Source organism: Georgenia daeguensis (genome assembly GCF_039537705.1).
Taxonomy (GTDB): Bacteria; Actinomycetota; Actinomycetes; order Actinomycetales; family Actinomycetaceae; genus Georgenia; species Georgenia daeguensis.
This window is the reverse complement of sequence record NZ_BAABBA010000014.1, coordinates 37,562-53,877: the sequence shown is the minus strand read 5'-3', so window position 1 is coordinate 53,877 and position 16,316 is coordinate 37,562. Positions and strand designations below refer to the sequence as shown.

The window sequence follows — 16,316 nt, the reverse complement described above, 5'->3', positions numbered from 1 at the left end:
TGCGCCTCCGTGACGTCAGGACCCGAGGGCGTCGATCGCTGCGATCTCGTCCTCGGCCAGGTCGAGCTCGACGGCATCGAGGTTCGACCTGAGCCTCTCGGTCCGCACGGACTTGGGGATGACCACGAAGCCGTGCTTCAGGTGCCAGGCGAGCACCACCTGCGCCGTTGTGGCGCCGTGCGCCTGTGCGACCCCGACGAGGGTCGGGTGGTCGAGGTCCGTGCGCTTGAACGGGCTGTACCCCTCGAGAACGACACCCCGTGCGCGCAGCTCCTCGACCAGCGTCGGGTCGTGGTCGGCCGGGCTCCACGGGATCTGGTCGATCGCCGGACCGGCGCCCGTGGCGCTGACGAGCTCGTCGATGAGGGCCGGGGAGTAGTTGGAGACGCCGACGGCGGTTGCCCGACCGCGGTCGCGGGCGACGAGGAACCGCTCCCACATCCGTACGCTGCCGTGCTCGCCGTGCGGCGGCCAGTGCACGAGCCAGAGGTCGACGTGATCCAGCCGGAGATCGCGCAGCGACCGTTCGAGGGTCTCGTCCTCCTGCCCGAGCCGGTCGGGCGGGCACTTCGTGGTGACGAAGAGCTCGGCACGGTCCACGCCGGAGTCGGCGACAGCGCGTCCGATCTCGACCTCGTTGCCGTACATCGTGGCGGTGTCGAGATGGCGGTAGCCGAGGTCCAGCGCCGACCGCACCGTCCGGTACGCCTCGTCGCCGCGGGCCTGCCAGGTGCCGAGCCCGAGCAGGGGGACGGGGACGGTGCCGTCCGCCGTCGCCAGCGGCACGGTAGGTACGGTGACGGCCGTCATCGGGCGTCCGGGAAGGCGGCCGGGGCCGGCCCGAACAGCGCCTGCGTCCCTTCGACGACGTTCTTCGCCATGGCACGGGTGCCGGCGTAGCCGATCAGCGCGCCGACCCCGAAGGGTGCGAGACGCCCGAGCGCTAGCGCCCCGCCGCGGGCGGCTCCCCACCGCAGGAGCCGGTGGGTGATCGCCTTGTTCACGGCGCGGACGGTGCCGAGCGGGAGCTTGGTGATCGCCGCCTTGGCCCAGTAGAGGGTGCCGAGGCCGAGCTGCTCCGACATCGCCTCGGCGCCCTCCTCGCCGAGCATGGCGGCGAGGAGGAGGGAGCGGCGTCGCTCGACGTCATCCACCTTCACCCCGTGGATCGAGGCGAGGCCCATGACGTGGTTGGCCGAGGCGGAGAGGAACGCGACCGTCTGGACCGTGGTGAGGCCGAGAGCGGTGACCGTGCCGACGCCCGGGACCGCGGCGGTGGCGCCCACAGCTCCTCCGAGGCGGGAGGCACGGCGCAGGTAGCGCTTCTCCAGGAGCGCGACGAGCTCGGCGGGGCTGAGGTCCGGGTGCTCGCGACGCAGCTCGGCCACGTTCTCGTCCGCCCGGGACGCACGCCGGACCGCGAGGTCCAGCAGCCGCTCGGCGGGGTTGCGCCGCCCCGCCGAGCCGCCTGAGCCGTGGGTGCTTCGCACGTCCTGGCCGTCCCGCACGGAGACCGCCGTACTGTTGCGCGCGCTCATCCGGCCACCTCGTCCGTGAAGATGATGGTGTGCGGCGCGCCGGCGTCGAGCGTGCGCCCCACGGTGCAGTGCCGCTCGATGGCCATCTCGGCCCGCTCCAGCGTCCGCGTGCGGGTGCCCTCGTCCAGGCCCGAGAGATCGGTGACGATCTCGACCGTCAGCGACTCGTACCGGTTCTCGTCCTGGTTCTTCTCGTTCGCGACGCCGATGACGGCGGCGAAGTCGGCACCGAGGGCGTGCGAGAGGCGGTGGTCGGCCGAGAGGCCGCTGCAGGTTGCCAGCGCGAGCTGCAGCAGCTCGCCCGGCGTGAACTGACCCTCGCCGTCGCCGACGAGCACCTGCGCGCCGCGGGCATTGTGCCCCGTGTAGGCGCGGGTGCCGGTGCGCTCGGCCCACAGCGCCCGGGTGGGTGGGTCCTCGACGGTCTCCGGGGAGGTGGTGGTGTCCAGCTCGACATCGCTCATAGGCACGATCGTGGCACGCCACCGAGCCGGATGCCTGCCGCGTGCGCCGGCGCCGCGCCGCCGAGAGGTGACGCGGGCTGCGCTGCGCGTCGGCGTAGGTTGTCGGCGTGAACGCTCCGACAGAACGGCACTCCCTGCCGGACTCCGTGGTCATCGTCCTCTTCGGCGCCACCGGCGACCTCGCCGGACGCATGGTCCTTCCCGCCATCCACGAGGTGCACTCCCGTGGCTTGATGCCCGCCCACTGGCGCCTGATCGGGTGCGCGGCGGACCAGCTCGACGACGAGGGGTTCCGCGACCGCGTGGCCGCGTCGCTCGACGGCTCCGGCACCGGCAGGCCGGCCGACTGGGAGACCGTTCGGTCCTCGCTCCGGTACTGCGGCGGGACCTTCAGCGCCGAGGACCCGGGGAACCTGCCGCGCACGCTGGCGGAGGTCCGCGAGGAGCTGGTGGCGGAGAGCGGTGGCGAGCCGCTGGTGCTGCACTTCCTCGCCGTGCCGCCGGTCGCGTTCACCCCCATCGCCCGCGGGCTCGGCGCGCACGGGCTCGCGGACGGTGCCCGGGTCGTCTTCGAGAAGCCGTACGGCACGTCGCTGGAGTCCTTCGAGGAGCTCGACGCCGCCGTCAAGGAGGTCCTGGACGAGGAGCAGATCTTCCGGATCGACCACTTCCTGGGCAAGGAGGGCGTGCAGACCATCTACGTCCTGCGCTTCGCCAACCAGCTCTTCGGCTCGGAGTGGTCACGCGCGAGCGTCGACCAGGTCCAGATCGACGTGCCCGAGGACCTCGACGTCGCGAACCGCATCGCGTTCTACGAGGCCACGGGCGCGGCGCTCGACATGATCGTCACCCACCTGTTCCAGGTGGCCGGGCAGGTGGCGATGGAGCCGCCGACGGACCTGCGCGACCCCGCGTCGGTCATCGCCGCCCGGGAGGCGGTGCTGCGGGCCTTCCGGCCGCTGAACCCGGTGGAGGACGTCGTCCTCGGCCAGTTCGAGGGGTACCGGGACATCGAGGGGGCCGCGCCGGACTCGACGCAGGACACGTTCGCCGCCGTCCGGCTCTGGGTGGACACGGAGCGCTGGCGCGGCGTGCCGTTCCTGCTGCGCACGGGCAAGCGCATGGCGCGCAAGACCCAGCGGATCACGCTGGTCCTCAAACCACCCTTCGGGCCGCTGGCCGACAAGCTCGACGCCCCGAACACCATCGAGATCTGCTTCAGCGGCGACGGCGAGATCCAGCTCGGGATCACGGTGAAGACTCCCGGGCCCGATCTGAGCTACTCCTCCGGCAAGGCCGTGCTCGAGCTCGACGACGTGCCCGGCGGCGACCCCATCTCGCCGTACGCGTCGCTCATCCACGACGCCCTCATCGGGGACCGCTCGCTCTACACGACGGCGGAAGGGTTGCGGGCCGCGTTCGCGGCGTTCGCCCCTCTGCAGGGCCCCGAGCGGCCCGACCCCGTCCCGTACGAGCCCGGCTCGTGGGGACCCGAGGAGGCCCGCCGCCTCGCCGCGCCGCACCGGTGGATGCTGGGGGAGTAGCCGGTAGACCCTGGGTAGCCGGCTCGCCGGCCCGCACCGGTGGGTCCTGGGGCATTCAACCGGGGCGCGGCCGAGAGGTGTGCGTGGCGCAGATCACGATCCGGTACGGTAGGGCCGCACCTGGCTCAACGGCGAGCCAGGCGCCTCTGACGGGGCGACCGTCCGGCCCACCGACGGCAGGGCGACGGACGCTCAATCCTCAGCGCTGGGCCGTCAGGTGCTCGAGCCCGAGCCGTCGCTCCACGTCGACCACCTGGTCCACGGTGTCGACGGCCGCCTGCTCGATCGGCCTGCCGAACAGCGGGACGGACGCCGTCACCTCGCCGTCGTAGGTCTCCTCGCAGCCGGCTGCCGTCGGCGCGAGCCGCTGGCTGCCCGCGACCCGGACCGGCACCCCATGGATGTCCAGCGCGAGCGTCGAGGTGCGGGTGCCGTCCGCGGCGGGTGGCTCCCACGCCTCGACGAGACGCACGTCGAGCGAGTCCCCGACGAGGGAGCGGAACGACGCCGGCACGGCCGTCGTGGGCATCTTCGCCCGGGTCGTGACGGTGAACGCCTGGCCGTCGCGGATGATCTCGCAGTCCGTCTCCAGGGCGCCCGCCGCAGCCATCTTGCGCTCGACGAACTCCCGGCTCGCCAGCATGGCGGCGACCGTCTCGACGTCGGCGGGGTAGGCGATGGTGGCGGCGAAGTGCACGGCAACTCCTTCTCGGGCGCAGGCGCCCAGGGCGAGCGGACTGGCCGGCTCAGCGTAACCGGCACCGTGCGGACCGGCAGGTCGCCCCCGTGGACCGGGCCGTCACCTACCAGCCCCTACGCTGGGGTGGTGCCCACCACGCTCGCCAACATGATCGCCCAGTCCGGAGCCATCCAGGAGCGGGACGCCGAGTGGCTCCACCAGCTCGTCGGGGACTGGCAGGTCGTCGCCGACCTCGCGTTCGCCGACCTCGTGCTGTGGCTGCCCACGGACGACGACGACTTCATCGTCGCCGCCCACTGCCGGCCCTCGACGGCCGCCACGGTCCACTACGAGGACATCGTCGGTCAGCGTCCCTCGCAGGTGCGCCGCGACCTCATGCGCCAGACGATCCTCGACCGAGGCATCCACGTGCGGGCCGACCCCCACGGGCAGGGAGCGGACGCGATGCGCGAGGTGGTGCTCCCGGTGGTGCACGAGGACCGCGTCCTCGGGGTGCTGACGAGGGAGGTCGCCCTGCCCACCTCCCGCGTGCCGTCCCGCCTCGACGTGTCCTACATCGAGATCGCCGACGTGCTGTGCGGGATGATCAGCCGGGGGGAGTTCCCTCAGGAGGGGGCGCCCACGAGCTCCCGGCGCGGGGCACCACGCGTCGGTGACGGCCTCGTCCGGCTCGACCCGGAGGGCCGGGTCGTCTACGCCAGCCCCAACGCCCTGAGCAACTTCCACCGGCTCGGGGTCATCGGCGAGCTCAAGGGGCAGGTCCTGGCCGAGGTGGTCACCGAGCTCATCGAGGACCACACGCCGGTCGAGGAGACGATGGCCGTCGTCGTGATGGGACGGGCCGCGTGGCGCACGGAGATCGAGTCGCGCGGGGTCACGCTGTCGCTGCGGGCCGTCCCGCTCACCGACGGCGGCGAGCGCCGGGGCGCGCTGCTGCTGTGCCGCGACGTCTCGGAGGTGCGCCGCCGGGAGCGCGAGCTCATCACCAAGGACGCGACCATCCGCGAGATCCACCACCGGGTGAAGAACAACCTGCAGACCGTCTCGGCGCTGCTGCGCCTGCAGGCCCGGCGCAGCGCGAACCCTGAGACGAAGGCGGCCCTGGACGAGGCGGAGCGACGGGTCTCCACGATCGCGCTGGTGCACGAGACGCTGTCGCAGAACATCGACGAGGTGGTCGACTTCGACGAAGTCTTCGGCCGGGTGCTGCGGCTGGCCGGGGACGTCGCCTCGCCGGACTCCTCGGTGAGCACGGTCGTCGAGGGCACGTTCGGCGCGGTCGGTGCGGAGGCGGCGACGTCGCTGGCGGTCGTTCTTACCGAGCTCGTCTCCAACGCGGTCGAGCACGGGCTCGCCGGCCGGTCGGGCACGGTCTCCGTCAGCGCCAGGCGCACGGGGTCCGACCTCGAGGTGCGGGTGTGCGACGACGGGGCGGGTATCGACGACGGCCGCGTGCTCAGCGGGCTGGGCACGCAGATCGTCAAGACGCTCGTGACGGGTGAGCTGCGCGGGGCGATCGCGTGGCACCGCCGGCCGGAGGGGGGCACCGAGGTGGAGCTGCACGCCCGGATCGGCGCTCTCGGGCCAGACCCGGCCGGTGCCCGTCGCGCGTGATGGGACGGGTGCGCAGACGACCCGCGCGCAGGCACGGTGCGGGCTCGATGCTGGCGCAGACACACGGTGCGGGCACGATGCGGGCGCAGACACGACGACGCCGCCGGTCTCCCGGCGGCGTCGTGGTGAGTGCGTCCTCGGTCCGGTTGTCAGCCGGCGCGGCGTGCGCGAGCGGTGCGGCGCTTGAGCGAGCGGCGCTCGTCCTCGCTCAGGCCGCCCCAGACCCCGGAGTCCTGCCCGGTCTCCAGCGCCCACTTCAGGCACGTGTCGACGACGGGGCACTTCTGGCACACGGCCTTGGCCTCTTCGATCTGCACGAGGGCGGGGCCCGTGTTCCCGATCGGGAAGAACAGCTCCGGATCCTCGGTGAGGCAGGCGGCGCGGTGACGCCAATCCATACGGTCTCCTTAGACATGCGTCGGACCAACCAGATCTGGAGGGGAGCAGGGGCCCGACGCGACGGGGTCAACTGCTGCATCAAGCCTGACACGCAGTGCCATCCACGACAAGAGGTTTCCGGAAAATGACTGCCCGGTAACGGCCGTAACGTTCCTCACAACGTGTCGGCCCTCTCCTCGCACGTCCGCGCCGCCGTCGTCGGCCCGCCGTCGAGCGGTAAGTAGGCTCGGGACGTGACCCACGAAGCAGACCCACAACGCCCGCCCGCACAGGGACCGGGGGCGGTTCCCGCACCGCTGCGCGCCGCCGGGCTCCTGGTGCTCGCCGAGTCGCTCGTGCTCGTCGGCATGGCGGTCACCTTCGTGGTGGACGTGGTCCGGGGCGCGGCGCCGCACCTGCCCTCCGCGCTGGCGCTCGCGGTCTTCTTCGTCGGGTTCGCCCTGATGCTGGCGGGCGCGGTGCGGGCGCTGTGGCGCGGGCAGCGCTGGGGCAGAGGGCCCACGATCACGTGGCAGGTGCTGCAGGCGGCCAGCGTGCTCACCTTCGCCGGGCTGCCGACAGCACTCGTCGTCCTGGCGGTCGTGGTCGCCGTCGCCGTGGTGATCGGCATCCTCTGGCCCGCCTCCCGCGACTACGCCTCCGGCACGCGCGCCCCCAGCGCGGTGATGTGACGCTCTGACACGGCCCCGGGGGTGGCCACCTGCACGGCGGTCGCCACGCCCCGGGCGAGGAGCACACCACGGCCCGGCTGCCTGGGCCTGGCCGGGTCCGCGGCCGTGGACAGGTCGACGTCGGTGAGCTGCGCCGTCGTCGGGTGCGAGGCGCGCAGGAGCAGCAGGGCCGCCGTCGCGCGCCAGGTGGCGAGCGCGCCGCGGTACGCGCCCGCGACCGGCTCCGGGCGCGTCGAGGCGAGGACCGTCAGGTCCCGCCTCGACGCCAGCAGGTGGTCGAGCTCGTCCAGCGCGGCGGGTGGCCACCGGTCGACGTCGTCGATCACCAGCACTGCCCGGCCACCGGGCACGTCGGCCGGTGCGGACGGCGTCAGCACCCGGCCCGCCAGCTGGGCCCGAAGCGTCTCCAGCGCACTGGTCCGGCCGGTCCCGGGCGGGCCGACGACGAGGAGGACGTCACCGGGTCCGCACGCGACCCGCAGCGGGGCGGCGCCGTCGCCGCCGCGGCCCAGCAGGACGCACTCGCCTGCATCGTCTGTGCTCTCAGGTGCCATCCGTGGCCGCGCTGTCTCCGTCTCGGCCGGTGCCGCCCGCCGCCGCGCTCCATCTGCCCAGGTCGGTGCCGTCGGCCGCGCTGCCTCCGCCCCGGCCTCCTGGAGCAGCTCGCCGAGATGGACGGCGTCCGGCAGCGCCGCGACCCGGAGCACGCCCGGCAGGGGTGGACCGAGGTCCACCGGTCCGGTGAGTGCCACCTGCACCGCTGTGGCGTGGCCCGGGCCGAGCAGGACGCCGCGCCCCCGGACCGGCTCCGTCCCGTGCAGGCCACGCGGCACCCCGGCGAGCATCGCCTCGGTCTCGTCCCGGGGCGAGAGCACCAGACGGGTGCGGACGAGCTCCGCCCAGCGGGCCGCGAGCATGGACGGGGGACCCGACAGCACGGGCGTGACGCCCGCGCGGCGTCCGGACCGCAGCGTCCGGGCGAGGAGCTGGAGCCCCTGACCCGGGCCGACGGCGAGGTCGAGCTGTTCCGCGACGGTCTCCGCGTCGTCGACGACCAGGAGCTGGGCGCCGTCCGTTGCGGTGCGGCCGCCGTTGTGCCGAGGGTGCGCGGGGTCTGTCCCGGGAGGGGCCCCGTCCGCCCCGTCCAGCAGCTGGAGCAGCCGGGCCACCCGGCGGGGGTCGTCGCTGCCGACCAGCGTGCCCGCGGTGGGTCCGCGCAGGTCGGCGAAGCGGTGCGGTTCCGTGGCGACCACGTGCACCACGGCGCCCGCGTGCAGTGCGGCGGCCACGACGGTGCGCAGGGTCTCCGTCCGCCCGGTGCCGGGGCCGCCCGCCACGAGGAGCGCGGACGGTTCCCACGCCCAGACCCCCAGGCGCTGTTCCTCCGGCAGGTCGGTGCGGCCGAGCGCGAGACCCGCGCCCGCCGGCGGCAGCTCCGCCAGGGCGACGCGCCCGGGGAGGGGCGGGGCCCAGGGCCGGCCGGGGACGGCCCCGCCGGACAGCCGCTCGCGGGCCGTTCCCTGGCCGGTCGTTGCCTCGCCACCCGTTGCCGCGCCGGCCACGCGCCCGCTGGCCGTGCCGTCGCCGGCTTCCCACGCGTCCTGGATCGCACTGACCACCCGCTCCGGCCACCCGTCGTCGCCGCACCACGGCGCCTGGACGGTCCGGAGCCCGTCCGCGCGGACGAGCGCCCGCCCCGGCACGGCCGGCAGGTTCGCGGCGTCGGCGGTACCCACGACGTCCTGCGACTCCGCCGCCTCGAGCACCCTCAGGCAGATGCGCACGGTGAGGTTGGCGCGTACGTCCGCGCTCACCGAGCCGCCGGGCCGCTGGGTGGCGAGGACGAGGTGGATGCCCAGCGACCGGCCCTGCGCCGCCAGCCGTACGAGCGCGTCGAGGACGTCCGGGTGAGTGTCTGCCAGCACCCGGAACTCGTCGACCACCACGACGAGGCGCGGGAGGGCCACGGCCGGGCGGTCGGCGAGGTAGCCGGCGAGGTCCTTGGCGCCGGCGTCCGCGAGGAGCCGCTCGCGGCGGCGCACCTCGGCGTGCAGGCTGGTCAGGGCCCGCCGCGTGGCCGCGGGCTCCAGGTCCGTGAGCACCCCAGCGGTGTGCGGAAGGCCGGCGAGGCCGGCGAAGGTCGCCCCGCCCTTGTAGTCGACGAGCACCAGCTGGAGTGCCGCGGGGGAGTGGCGCACCGCCAGGGCGAGGAGCCAGGCGAGCAGCAGCTCCGACTTCCCGGAGCCCGTGGTGCCGGCCAGCAGTGCGTGCGGGCCGTGGGCGACCAGATCGAGCTCGACCGCTCCGTCCGCAGCCACCCCGACCGGCGCGGCCAGACCCTGGTGCTCCTGGGCCCACTGTGCGGCCACGTAGCCCGGTCGCTCCGCAGGCCCCAGCAGGTCGGCGAGGTGCACCGCGGAGGGCAGCGCGGCGCGGACCTCCTGCTCCGGGGCGACGAGCGCGGCGACGGCGGCGGCCCAGGCCTCGGGGACGCCGCCGCGCGGAGCGCCGACCACCCGGGTGCACCAGGACGGGACCTCCTCCACGGAGGCCGCCAGTACGAGGTGCGCCGTCCCCGCGGCCGGTCCGGCACCGGCCGGCAGCGGGTCGCTCGACGGTGCGAGGTGAACCGCGAGGCGCCGGGGCGCCCCGGCCGGGCCGAGCCGGTGCTGTGGCCCGGCCCAGTGCCAGGAGCGCGGCACGTCCACACGAAGGTCGTCGTGCCAGGTCGCGAGCTGGCACACGACCCAGCGTGCCGCCGCCGCGGTGTCCTCCGGTGCGCCGACCAGTGCGACGCGGTGGCCCTCGCCGAGGAGGAGGCCCTCCTCGCCCGGTGCGGTGGCCACGCCGGCCCGCAGCGGCTCGCCCGCCGCCACTGGTCCGGCGCGCGCCGCGGCGAGCAGCAGCAGCGCCGCAGGGTCCGGCAGCCGCGGAGCCCCGCGACGCCGGCTCCCTGCGACGGTCGCGGCCACGAGCACCAGCGGGACGGCGAGGATCCCCCACCGCCACGGCCCCGCAGTGCTGGAGAGCAGCAGCGGCACCATGGTCAGGCAGGCGACCAGCGGAAGCGCCAGCCGGAGCCAGTCCCGCCGCTCGTGCGGCCGGGCCGGCTCAGCTGTGGCGGGTGGGGAGAGCTCCGCAGGGCGAGGGCGCAGCTCCAGCACGGTCGCCCCCAGCGAGAGCCGGGCTCCCGGCGGGAGATCGTGCCAACGCGCCGCGAGCCGACGGCGAAACCGTGGCGCGCCGTCGGGGCCACCGCGCGTCGTGCCACGGTGCAGGGCGGGCAGCAGCAGGGCCGTCAGCAGCCGCTGGATCGGCGGCAGCCGCAGGCCAGGAAGCGCCCGCGGGCCGTGAGGCGGCGGCACCGGGCGCCGCGGACGCCGCCCCGGTCGGCGGGCGGCCGGGCGCCACCGGGTTCCGTTGGCCGATCCGTCGTCGCGCGCCTGGACCCGGCCCCGGCGCTCGCGGACCTGGAGGTGACGCCGGGAGACGAGCGGGTCGGTCAGCGGCAGGTCCGAGGCGCCTCGCCCGACGTCGGCGGGCTCGCGGCCCAGGCCCAGGCACCACCCGGTGTCCGGCCCCTCCACCACGGCCAGGTGCCAGGCGCAGCGCAGCGCCTCGCGCGGGTCCGGGTGGTGGCTCACGGGAGCAGCGTGGCCGCCGGCCGGGCCGCGCGGCCGGCGCCCTGTGGACCCGGGCCGCGCGGCTCCGGCTGTGGACACCGACCACGCGTCGCCGGTCGCGGACGCCGGCCCGGGCACCGTGCACAGCGACGGTTCCCGGCCTCGGCCGCCCACGGCGCGGCGCGGGCGCAGACCGTCGCGACCGCCGCGCGCCGCTCAGGCGGCGAGCGCCGCCACCGGCGGCGTGCGCGCCGCGGAGCGGGCCGGGAGCACCGACGCCACCAGCCCGGCCAGGAGGGCGACGGCGGCGACGGCCCCGAGGTGCGCCCACGGCACCGCGGGGACGAGATCCCCGGTGCCCCCGAGCAGCACCGCCGAGCCCGCCCAGCCGTAGAGCAGGCCCAGCACCGTCCCCAGGACCGTGCCCACGACGGCGATGAGCGTCCCCTCGACCATCAGCGTCCCGCGCAGCTGCCCGCGGGTCATGCCCATCGCCCGCAGCAGCGCGTGCTCGTGGCGCCGCTCGATGACCGACAGCGAGAGGGTGTTCGCCACGCCCACGAGCGCGATGACCACCGCCACACCGAGCAGGCCGACGACGACGGCCAGCAGGGTGTCGACGACCTGGGCGAAGCCCTCCCGCTCGGCCGCCAGGCCGGTCACGAACGGCACGGCGTCCGCGCTGACGGCGGCGAGCGCGTCCTGGACGTCGACGACCACGTCGGCCGCCGCGGCGTCGTCGCCCACCCGCGCCCAGATCCCCACCACGGGGCTGCCGGGCGCCAGCTCCTCCAGCGTGGCCGCCGACAGCACCGTCATCTGGCCGGCGGGGATCACCTCCACCGTCAGGCGCGCCCTCGCGACGGCGGTCGAGACGGTGACCACCTCCCCGTCCGCCACGCCGGCCACGCCGGCTGCCTCGTCGCCGAGCAGCATCACGTCGTCGGCGAGAGCGGCGAAGATCTCCTGGTCGCGCAAGAGGGTCCGGGCACGGTCGGGGTCGAGGCCGATCGCGTCGGTCTCGACGGGGGAGCCGCCGTCGACCACGACGCCGGCGGCCGGCACGGCAAGCACCTCCGCGATCCCGGGGGCGCCGGCGACGGCGTCGAGGTGGGCCGGGGTGAGTCCCGCGCCGTCGACGATGAGATCGACCGGGAAGGTGCTCGCCAGCGTGCGGTCCAGCGACGAGCGCGCGGTCGCGGCCCCGGTGGCCATCATGGTCACCAGCGCCACCCCGATGACCAGGGCGGAGGCCGTGGCGGCCGTGCGCCGCGGGTTCCGCACGGCGTTGACCGTCGCCAGGCGCACGGTCGGTCGCCGCACATGCCCGGCGAGCAGGGTGAGGAGTGCGCCGGCGGCCCGGACGGTCCGGGGGACGAGGAACACCGCACCGACCATCACGCCGGCGAAGGAGACGACGCCGCCGAGGATCCCGACGAGCAGGGCGTGCGCCAGGTCGAGGGGCTCCTCTGGCAGCAGCATCCCCGCGGTCGCCGCGCCGAGCAGGAGGGCCCCGACCGTGACGAGAGAGAGGGCGAACCACCGGCGCAGCCGTCCCCCGCCCGCGCGCGAGCTGGGGTCCGGCGCGGGGCGCAATGCGCTCAGGGGCGCCACGCGGGTGGCGGCACGGGCCGGCGCGAGCGCCGCGACCACGGTGACGGCGGTGCCCGTGAGGACGGGCACGGTCAGGGTCGCGGCCGTGACCGGGACCGCCGGAGCGATCTCGATCCCGAGGTCGACGCCCTGCAGGAACCACAGCGCCGCCTGACCCAGCCCGAGGCCCACCAGCACGCCGGCCACGGAGGCGAGCACGCCCAGGACGAGGGCCTCGAGCAGCACCGAGCGGTGCACCTGCGCCTTGGTGGCGCCCACGCACCGCAGCAGGGCCAGGGTCCGCGCCCGCTGGGCGACCAGCACCTGGAAGGTGTTGGAGATGACCAGGGCGGCGACGAACATCGCCACGGCGGCGAAGGCGAGCACGAAGTAGGTCAGCGTCTCGGTCTCGCCGGTCAGCTCCGCAGTCCTGGCCTCCGCCTGCTCCAGCGCGGTGCGCACGAGCGCCCCGGGGAGCGCGGCACGGACCGCCTCCGCCACGGCGTCGTCCCCGGCCGCGCCGTCCCCGGCCACGAGGACCTGGTCGTAGGAAAGCCGGCCGTCGGGCGACGCGTCCGCCGCCCAGGCCTCGACGTTGGCGCGGGAGGCGAGGACGACGCCGAGCGGCGCGGAGAGCAGCGACGGGTCGCTCATGATGCCGCTGAGGCGCAGCTCCACGGCCCCGACGGCAGTGGTCTCGGCGTCGAGCACCTCGTGCTCCACGCGGAGCACGTCACCGACGTCGACGCCGAGTCGCTCCGCCGTCGACACGGTGACCGCGACCTCGTCGTCGCCCGCCGGCGCCCGGCCCTCGACGACCTCGAAGGGGTCGAGGCTCGGGGAGGAGGCCGCCGGGGTGAGGAGCGCGGCGTCCCGCTCTCCGCCTGCGAGCACCTGGCCGGGCACCTGGACGACGCCGTCGGCCGCGGCCACCACGTCCAGCTCGGTCAGGGCCTGGACCGCGGCGGCGTCGAGGGGGCGCTCGTCGGTCGGGTGGACGACGACGGAGGCGTCACCCAGCGACGCCGTCACCGCACGGTGGGCGGTGTCGCGCACCAGGCCGCCGCCCAGCAGCGTGGCCGTCACGAACGCCGTCGCGACCACGATGGCCACGGCGGCCGCGCCGAGCCGTGACAGGCCTGCGCGCATCTGGGACAGGGTGAGACGGATCATCGGGCCACCGCCGCGGCCGGGCGCAGGGCGTCGAGCCCGGTGAGCACGGACTCCGGCGTCGGGTCGGTGATGTCCCCGGCCAGCCGGCCGTCGGCGATCAGGACCACCCGCTCGGCGTAGGAGGCGGCGGTGGGGTCGTGGGTGACCATGACGACCGTCTGGTCGAGCTCGCGCACGCAGGTGCGCAGGAAGGACAGCACCTCCGCGCCGGCGGCGGAGTCGAGGTTCCCGGTCGGCTCGTCGGCGAAGACGACGTCGGGCCGGGTCACCAGGGCGCGTGCTATGGCGACCCGCTGCTGCTGACCGCCGGAGAGCTCCGCGGGGCGGTGCGTCAGGCGCTCGCGCAACCCGAGGATGTCGACGAGCGTGCCGAACCACGACCGGTCGACCGGGCGCCCGGCCAGCTCGCACGGCAGCGTGATGTTCTGCTCGGCGGTGTTCATGGGCAGCAGGTTGAAGGACTGGAACACGAACCCGACGCGCTCGCGGCGCAGCAGGGTCAGCCGGCGGTCGTCCAGGCCGCCGAGGTCCGTCTCGCCGAGCAGGACCCGGCCGCCGCTGGGCTCGTCCAGCCCCGCGAGCAGGTGCATGAGCGTGGACTTCCCCGAGCCGGACGGCCCCATGATGGCGGTGAAGGCGCCGGCGTCGAAGGCGACGTCGACGCCGCGCAGCGCATGGACGGCGACGTCGCCGCGTCCGTAGATCTTCGTCAGGCCGGTGGCGCGGACGGCGGGAAGGGGGCTCATGTGCGGCTCCTGGGCAGGCGGTGCACGCGCCCCTGACGCGGTGGTCGGGGGCCTCGTGGCCGGGGGCGTCCCGGCCTGGACGACGCTACGGACGCGCGGCGTCCCGGTCGTCGGGCCGTGGGACGGTCCGGCCGTCATGCCCTGGTCGGACGCCGGGGCGTCCTGCTCCGCCCCAGGAGTCAGGAGCCGGGGGTGACCAGGCCCGTCTCGTAGGCGACGACGACGGCCTGGACCCGGTCCCGCGCGCCGAGCTTGGCCAGCACCCGGCCGACGTGGGTCTTGACCGTCGCCTCGGCGACGAACAGCTCGGCCGCGATCTCGGTGTTCGAGCGTCCGCGTGCCATGAGCACGAGCACCTCGCGCTCGCGGTCGGTGAGCGCGTCGAGGATCGCGGGCGGGGTCCTCTGCTCGTCCGGCAGGACCTCGGCCAGGTGCTCGATGAGGCGCCGGGTCGACGACGGCGCGATGACGGCGTCGCCGCGATGGACGGTGCGGATGGCGGCGAGCATCTCCTCCGGCGGGGCGTCCTTGAGCAGGAACCCGCTCGCGCCGGCCTTGATCGCCTGGAGCACGTACTCGTCCAGGTCGAACGTGGTCAGGATGATGACGCGGGGCGCGACGGCGTCCGGCGCGGTGCCGCCCGTGAGCTCTGCGGTAGCGGCGAGGCCGTCCATCGTGGGCATGCGCACGTCCATGAGGACGACGTCCACGGGGTGGGAGCCGAGCAGCCGCAGCGCCTGCGCGCCGTCACCCGCCTCGATCACCACGTCCATGTCCGGCTGGGAGCCGATGACCATGGCGAAGCCGGCGCGGACCAGCTGCTGGTCGTCGACCAGGGCGACCCGGATCGTGGCGGTCTCGGCAGCGGTCATCGAGGAGCTCCTGGGACGGTGGGGCGGTGGGCGAGCGGCGGCTGCTCGCCGGGCACGGGCAGCGGGATCTCGGCACGGACACGGTATCCGCCGCCGGGTCGTGGTCCGGCGTCGAGCGTGCCGCCGAACAGGCCGGCGCGTTCGCGCATCCCCACCAGGCCCTGCCCGCGACCGTCCGAGGTGGCCGCGGCGCCACGGCCGTCGTCGTCGACCTGGACGGCCAGCAGCCGGGGTTCCCGGTGCAGCGCGACCGTCACCCGGGCCTCCGGCCCGGCGTGCTTGAGGACGTTCGTCAGGGCCTCCTGGACGATCCGGTAGACGCTCAGCCCCACGCCCGGCGGGAGCGAGGACCCCGGGCCCGTGCGGACCACGGAGACCGCGAGCCCGGTGGCGCGCACCTGCTCGACGAGGCGGTCGAGATCGGCGTCGTCGGGCTGGGGGAGGCGCTCGGTGGCGTTCTCGGTGCGCAGCACCCCGAGGATGCGGCGCATGTCCGCGAGGGCGTCCCTGCCCATGGCGGAGATCGTGCTCAGGGCCCGCTCCGCCGCCTCGGGGTCGGTGCGGGCCGCGTACCGGCCGCCATCGGCCTGGGCGACGACCACGGAGAGGGAGTGGGCGACGACGTCGTGCATCTCGCGGGCGATGCGGGTGCGCTCGGCGGCGGTGGCGAGGCGGATCTCCTGGTCGCGCTCGACCTCGAGGCGGTGCGCCCGCTCGACGAGGGCGTCCAGGCGCTCGATGCGGCTGCGTCGGCTCACCGCGACCGCCCAGGTGGCGAACACCATGCCCGCCACCGCGAGGAACCACAGCACGACCGCGGACCACAGGAAGTACCCCGGGAGGTAGACGCCGAAGGCGACCCCGAGCAGCAGGGCACCGGCCAGCGCGCCGAGAAGGGCGGCGCGGCGTGCCCAGCGCGGGCCGTACACGGTCACCGAGTAGAGCGAGACGAGAACGAGCACGTCGACGGGCAGGATCATGAACCCGACGACGAGGTGGATCAGCGCCGAGGCGTAGATGACGATCGCGGAGGCCGCCGGGCGGGTGCGCTGCCACGCGAGCGCCGCGCACATGACGATCGACGCCGCGACCCCCACGGCCGGCACCGACGGTGTCCCGTAGTTCATCGCCATCGCCGCCGAGGGCAGGCCCAGGAGGAACAGGAGGACCAGGGCGAGCAGGGAGTCGACGGTCATCCGCCGGGTGCGGGGGTCGCGGAGGCGCGCACGCACGTCCGCGATCGTTCCCATGACCCTCGAGCGTAGGAGGTCCGGGGACGACGGCGGATCATCCGGCGGGCGGACGCCCCCGCAGACGTGTCATACCTGGGTCGTGGCCGGTGGCCGGTGGCCGGTGGCTGGTGGCGGTTACCCTCTGGC

Annotated in this window: 13 protein-coding genes; 3 read left to right on the top strand and 10 right to left on the bottom strand. The window is 75.1% G+C overall.

Annotated features, from left to right (window positions below):
• Positions 1–15 precede the first annotated feature (15 nt).
• From ABD774_RS14035 to ABD774_RS14025, 3 genes are read right to left on the bottom strand one after another with little or no spacing between them, the layout of a single operon-like run.
• Positions 16–810, bottom strand: coding sequence for an aldo/keto reductase (locus ABD774_RS14035; protein WP_345042353.1), 795 nt, complete (start codon positions 808–810; stop codon positions 16–18).
• A complete protein-coding gene (locus tag ABD774_RS14030; RefSeq protein WP_345042351.1) occupies positions 807–1,538 on the bottom strand; it encodes a hypothetical protein in 732 nt (243 codons plus the stop codon). Before ABD774_RS14030 ends, ABD774_RS14035 begins: the two co-directional genes overlap by 4 nt.
• A complete protein-coding gene (locus ABD774_RS14025; RefSeq protein WP_345042349.1) occupies positions 1,535–2,002 on the bottom strand; it encodes an OsmC family protein in 468 nt (155 codons plus the stop codon). Before ABD774_RS14025 ends, ABD774_RS14030 begins: the two co-directional genes overlap by 4 nt.
• 107 nt (positions 2,003–2,109) lie before the next feature.
• Here ABD774_RS14025 and ABD774_RS14020 point away from each other — a divergent pair, with 107 nt between their 5' ends.
• Positions 2,110–3,546: a glucose-6-phosphate dehydrogenase gene (locus tag ABD774_RS14020; RefSeq protein WP_345042346.1), complete on the top strand. Its 1,437-nt coding sequence runs from the start codon at positions 2,110–2,112 to the stop codon at positions 3,544–3,546.
• Between the two features lie 199 nt (positions 3,547–3,745).
• On the opposite strand, the gene ABD774_RS14015 is transcribed toward ABD774_RS14020, so the two are convergent.
• The gene (locus ABD774_RS14015; RefSeq protein ID WP_345042344.1) at positions 3,746–4,243 is read right to left on the bottom strand and encodes a DUF2505 domain-containing protein; all 498 of its coding nucleotides are present in this window, start codon (positions 4,241–4,243) and stop codon (positions 3,746–3,748) included.
• 150 nt (positions 4,244–4,393) lie between these two features.
• Between ABD774_RS14015 and ABD774_RS14010 the strand changes: the two genes are divergently transcribed.
• Positions 4,394–5,860 (top strand): sensor histidine kinase, encoded by a 1,467-nt coding sequence (locus ABD774_RS14010; protein ID WP_486327320.1) that lies wholly within the window; start codon positions 4,394–4,396, stop codon positions 5,858–5,860.
• A gap of 149 nt (positions 5,861–6,009) precedes the next feature.
• Here ABD774_RS14010 and ABD774_RS14005 read toward each other — a convergent pair whose 3' ends face one another.
• The gene (locus ABD774_RS14005) at positions 6,010–6,258 is read right to left on the bottom strand and encodes a WhiB family transcriptional regulator (RefSeq protein ID WP_248259095.1); all 249 of its coding nucleotides are present in this window, start codon (positions 6,256–6,258) and stop codon (positions 6,010–6,012) included.
• 234 nt (positions 6,259–6,492) lie between these two features.
• Here ABD774_RS14005 and ABD774_RS14000 point away from each other — a divergent pair, with 234 nt between their 5' ends.
• Positions 6,493–6,930 carry a hypothetical protein gene (locus tag ABD774_RS14000; RefSeq protein ID WP_345042339.1) on the top strand — a complete coding sequence of 146 codons (438 nt, stop codon included), beginning with the start codon at positions 6,493–6,495 and terminating at the stop codon, positions 6,928–6,930.
• On the opposite strand, the gene ABD774_RS13995 is transcribed toward ABD774_RS14000, so the two are convergent.
• The 5 genes from ABD774_RS13995 to ABD774_RS13975 all read right to left on the bottom strand — a co-directional run bounded on the left by ABD774_RS13995 (position 6,891) and on the right by ABD774_RS13975 (position 16,187).
• A complete protein-coding gene (locus ABD774_RS13995; RefSeq protein WP_345042337.1) occupies positions 6,891–10,574 on the bottom strand; it encodes an FtsK/SpoIIIE domain-containing protein in 3,684 nt (1,227 codons plus the stop codon). The genes ABD774_RS14000 and ABD774_RS13995 overlap by 40 nt on opposite strands.
• 195 nt (positions 10,575–10,769) lie before the next feature.
• Positions 10,770–13,319: an FtsX-like permease family protein gene (locus ABD774_RS13990; protein WP_345042335.1), complete on the bottom strand. Its 2,550-nt coding sequence runs from the start codon at positions 13,317–13,319 to the stop codon at positions 10,770–10,772.
• Entirely contained in the window at positions 13,316–14,065 is a 750-nt protein-coding gene (locus ABD774_RS13985) for an ABC transporter ATP-binding protein (RefSeq protein WP_345042333.1), read from the bottom strand. Before ABD774_RS13985 ends, ABD774_RS13990 begins: the two co-directional genes overlap by 4 nt.
• A 179-nt stretch (positions 14,066–14,244) precedes the next feature.
• A complete protein-coding gene (locus ABD774_RS13980) occupies positions 14,245–14,937 on the bottom strand; it encodes a response regulator (RefSeq protein ID WP_345042330.1) in 693 nt (230 codons plus the stop codon).
• Complete coding sequence (locus ABD774_RS13975; RefSeq protein ID WP_345042328.1) at positions 14,934–16,187, bottom strand: sensor histidine kinase; 1,254 nt, start codon at positions 16,185–16,187, stop codon at positions 14,934–14,936. The genes ABD774_RS13980 and ABD774_RS13975 overlap by 4 nt, the downstream gene beginning before the upstream one ends.
• Positions 16,188–16,316: the final 129 nt, after the last annotated feature.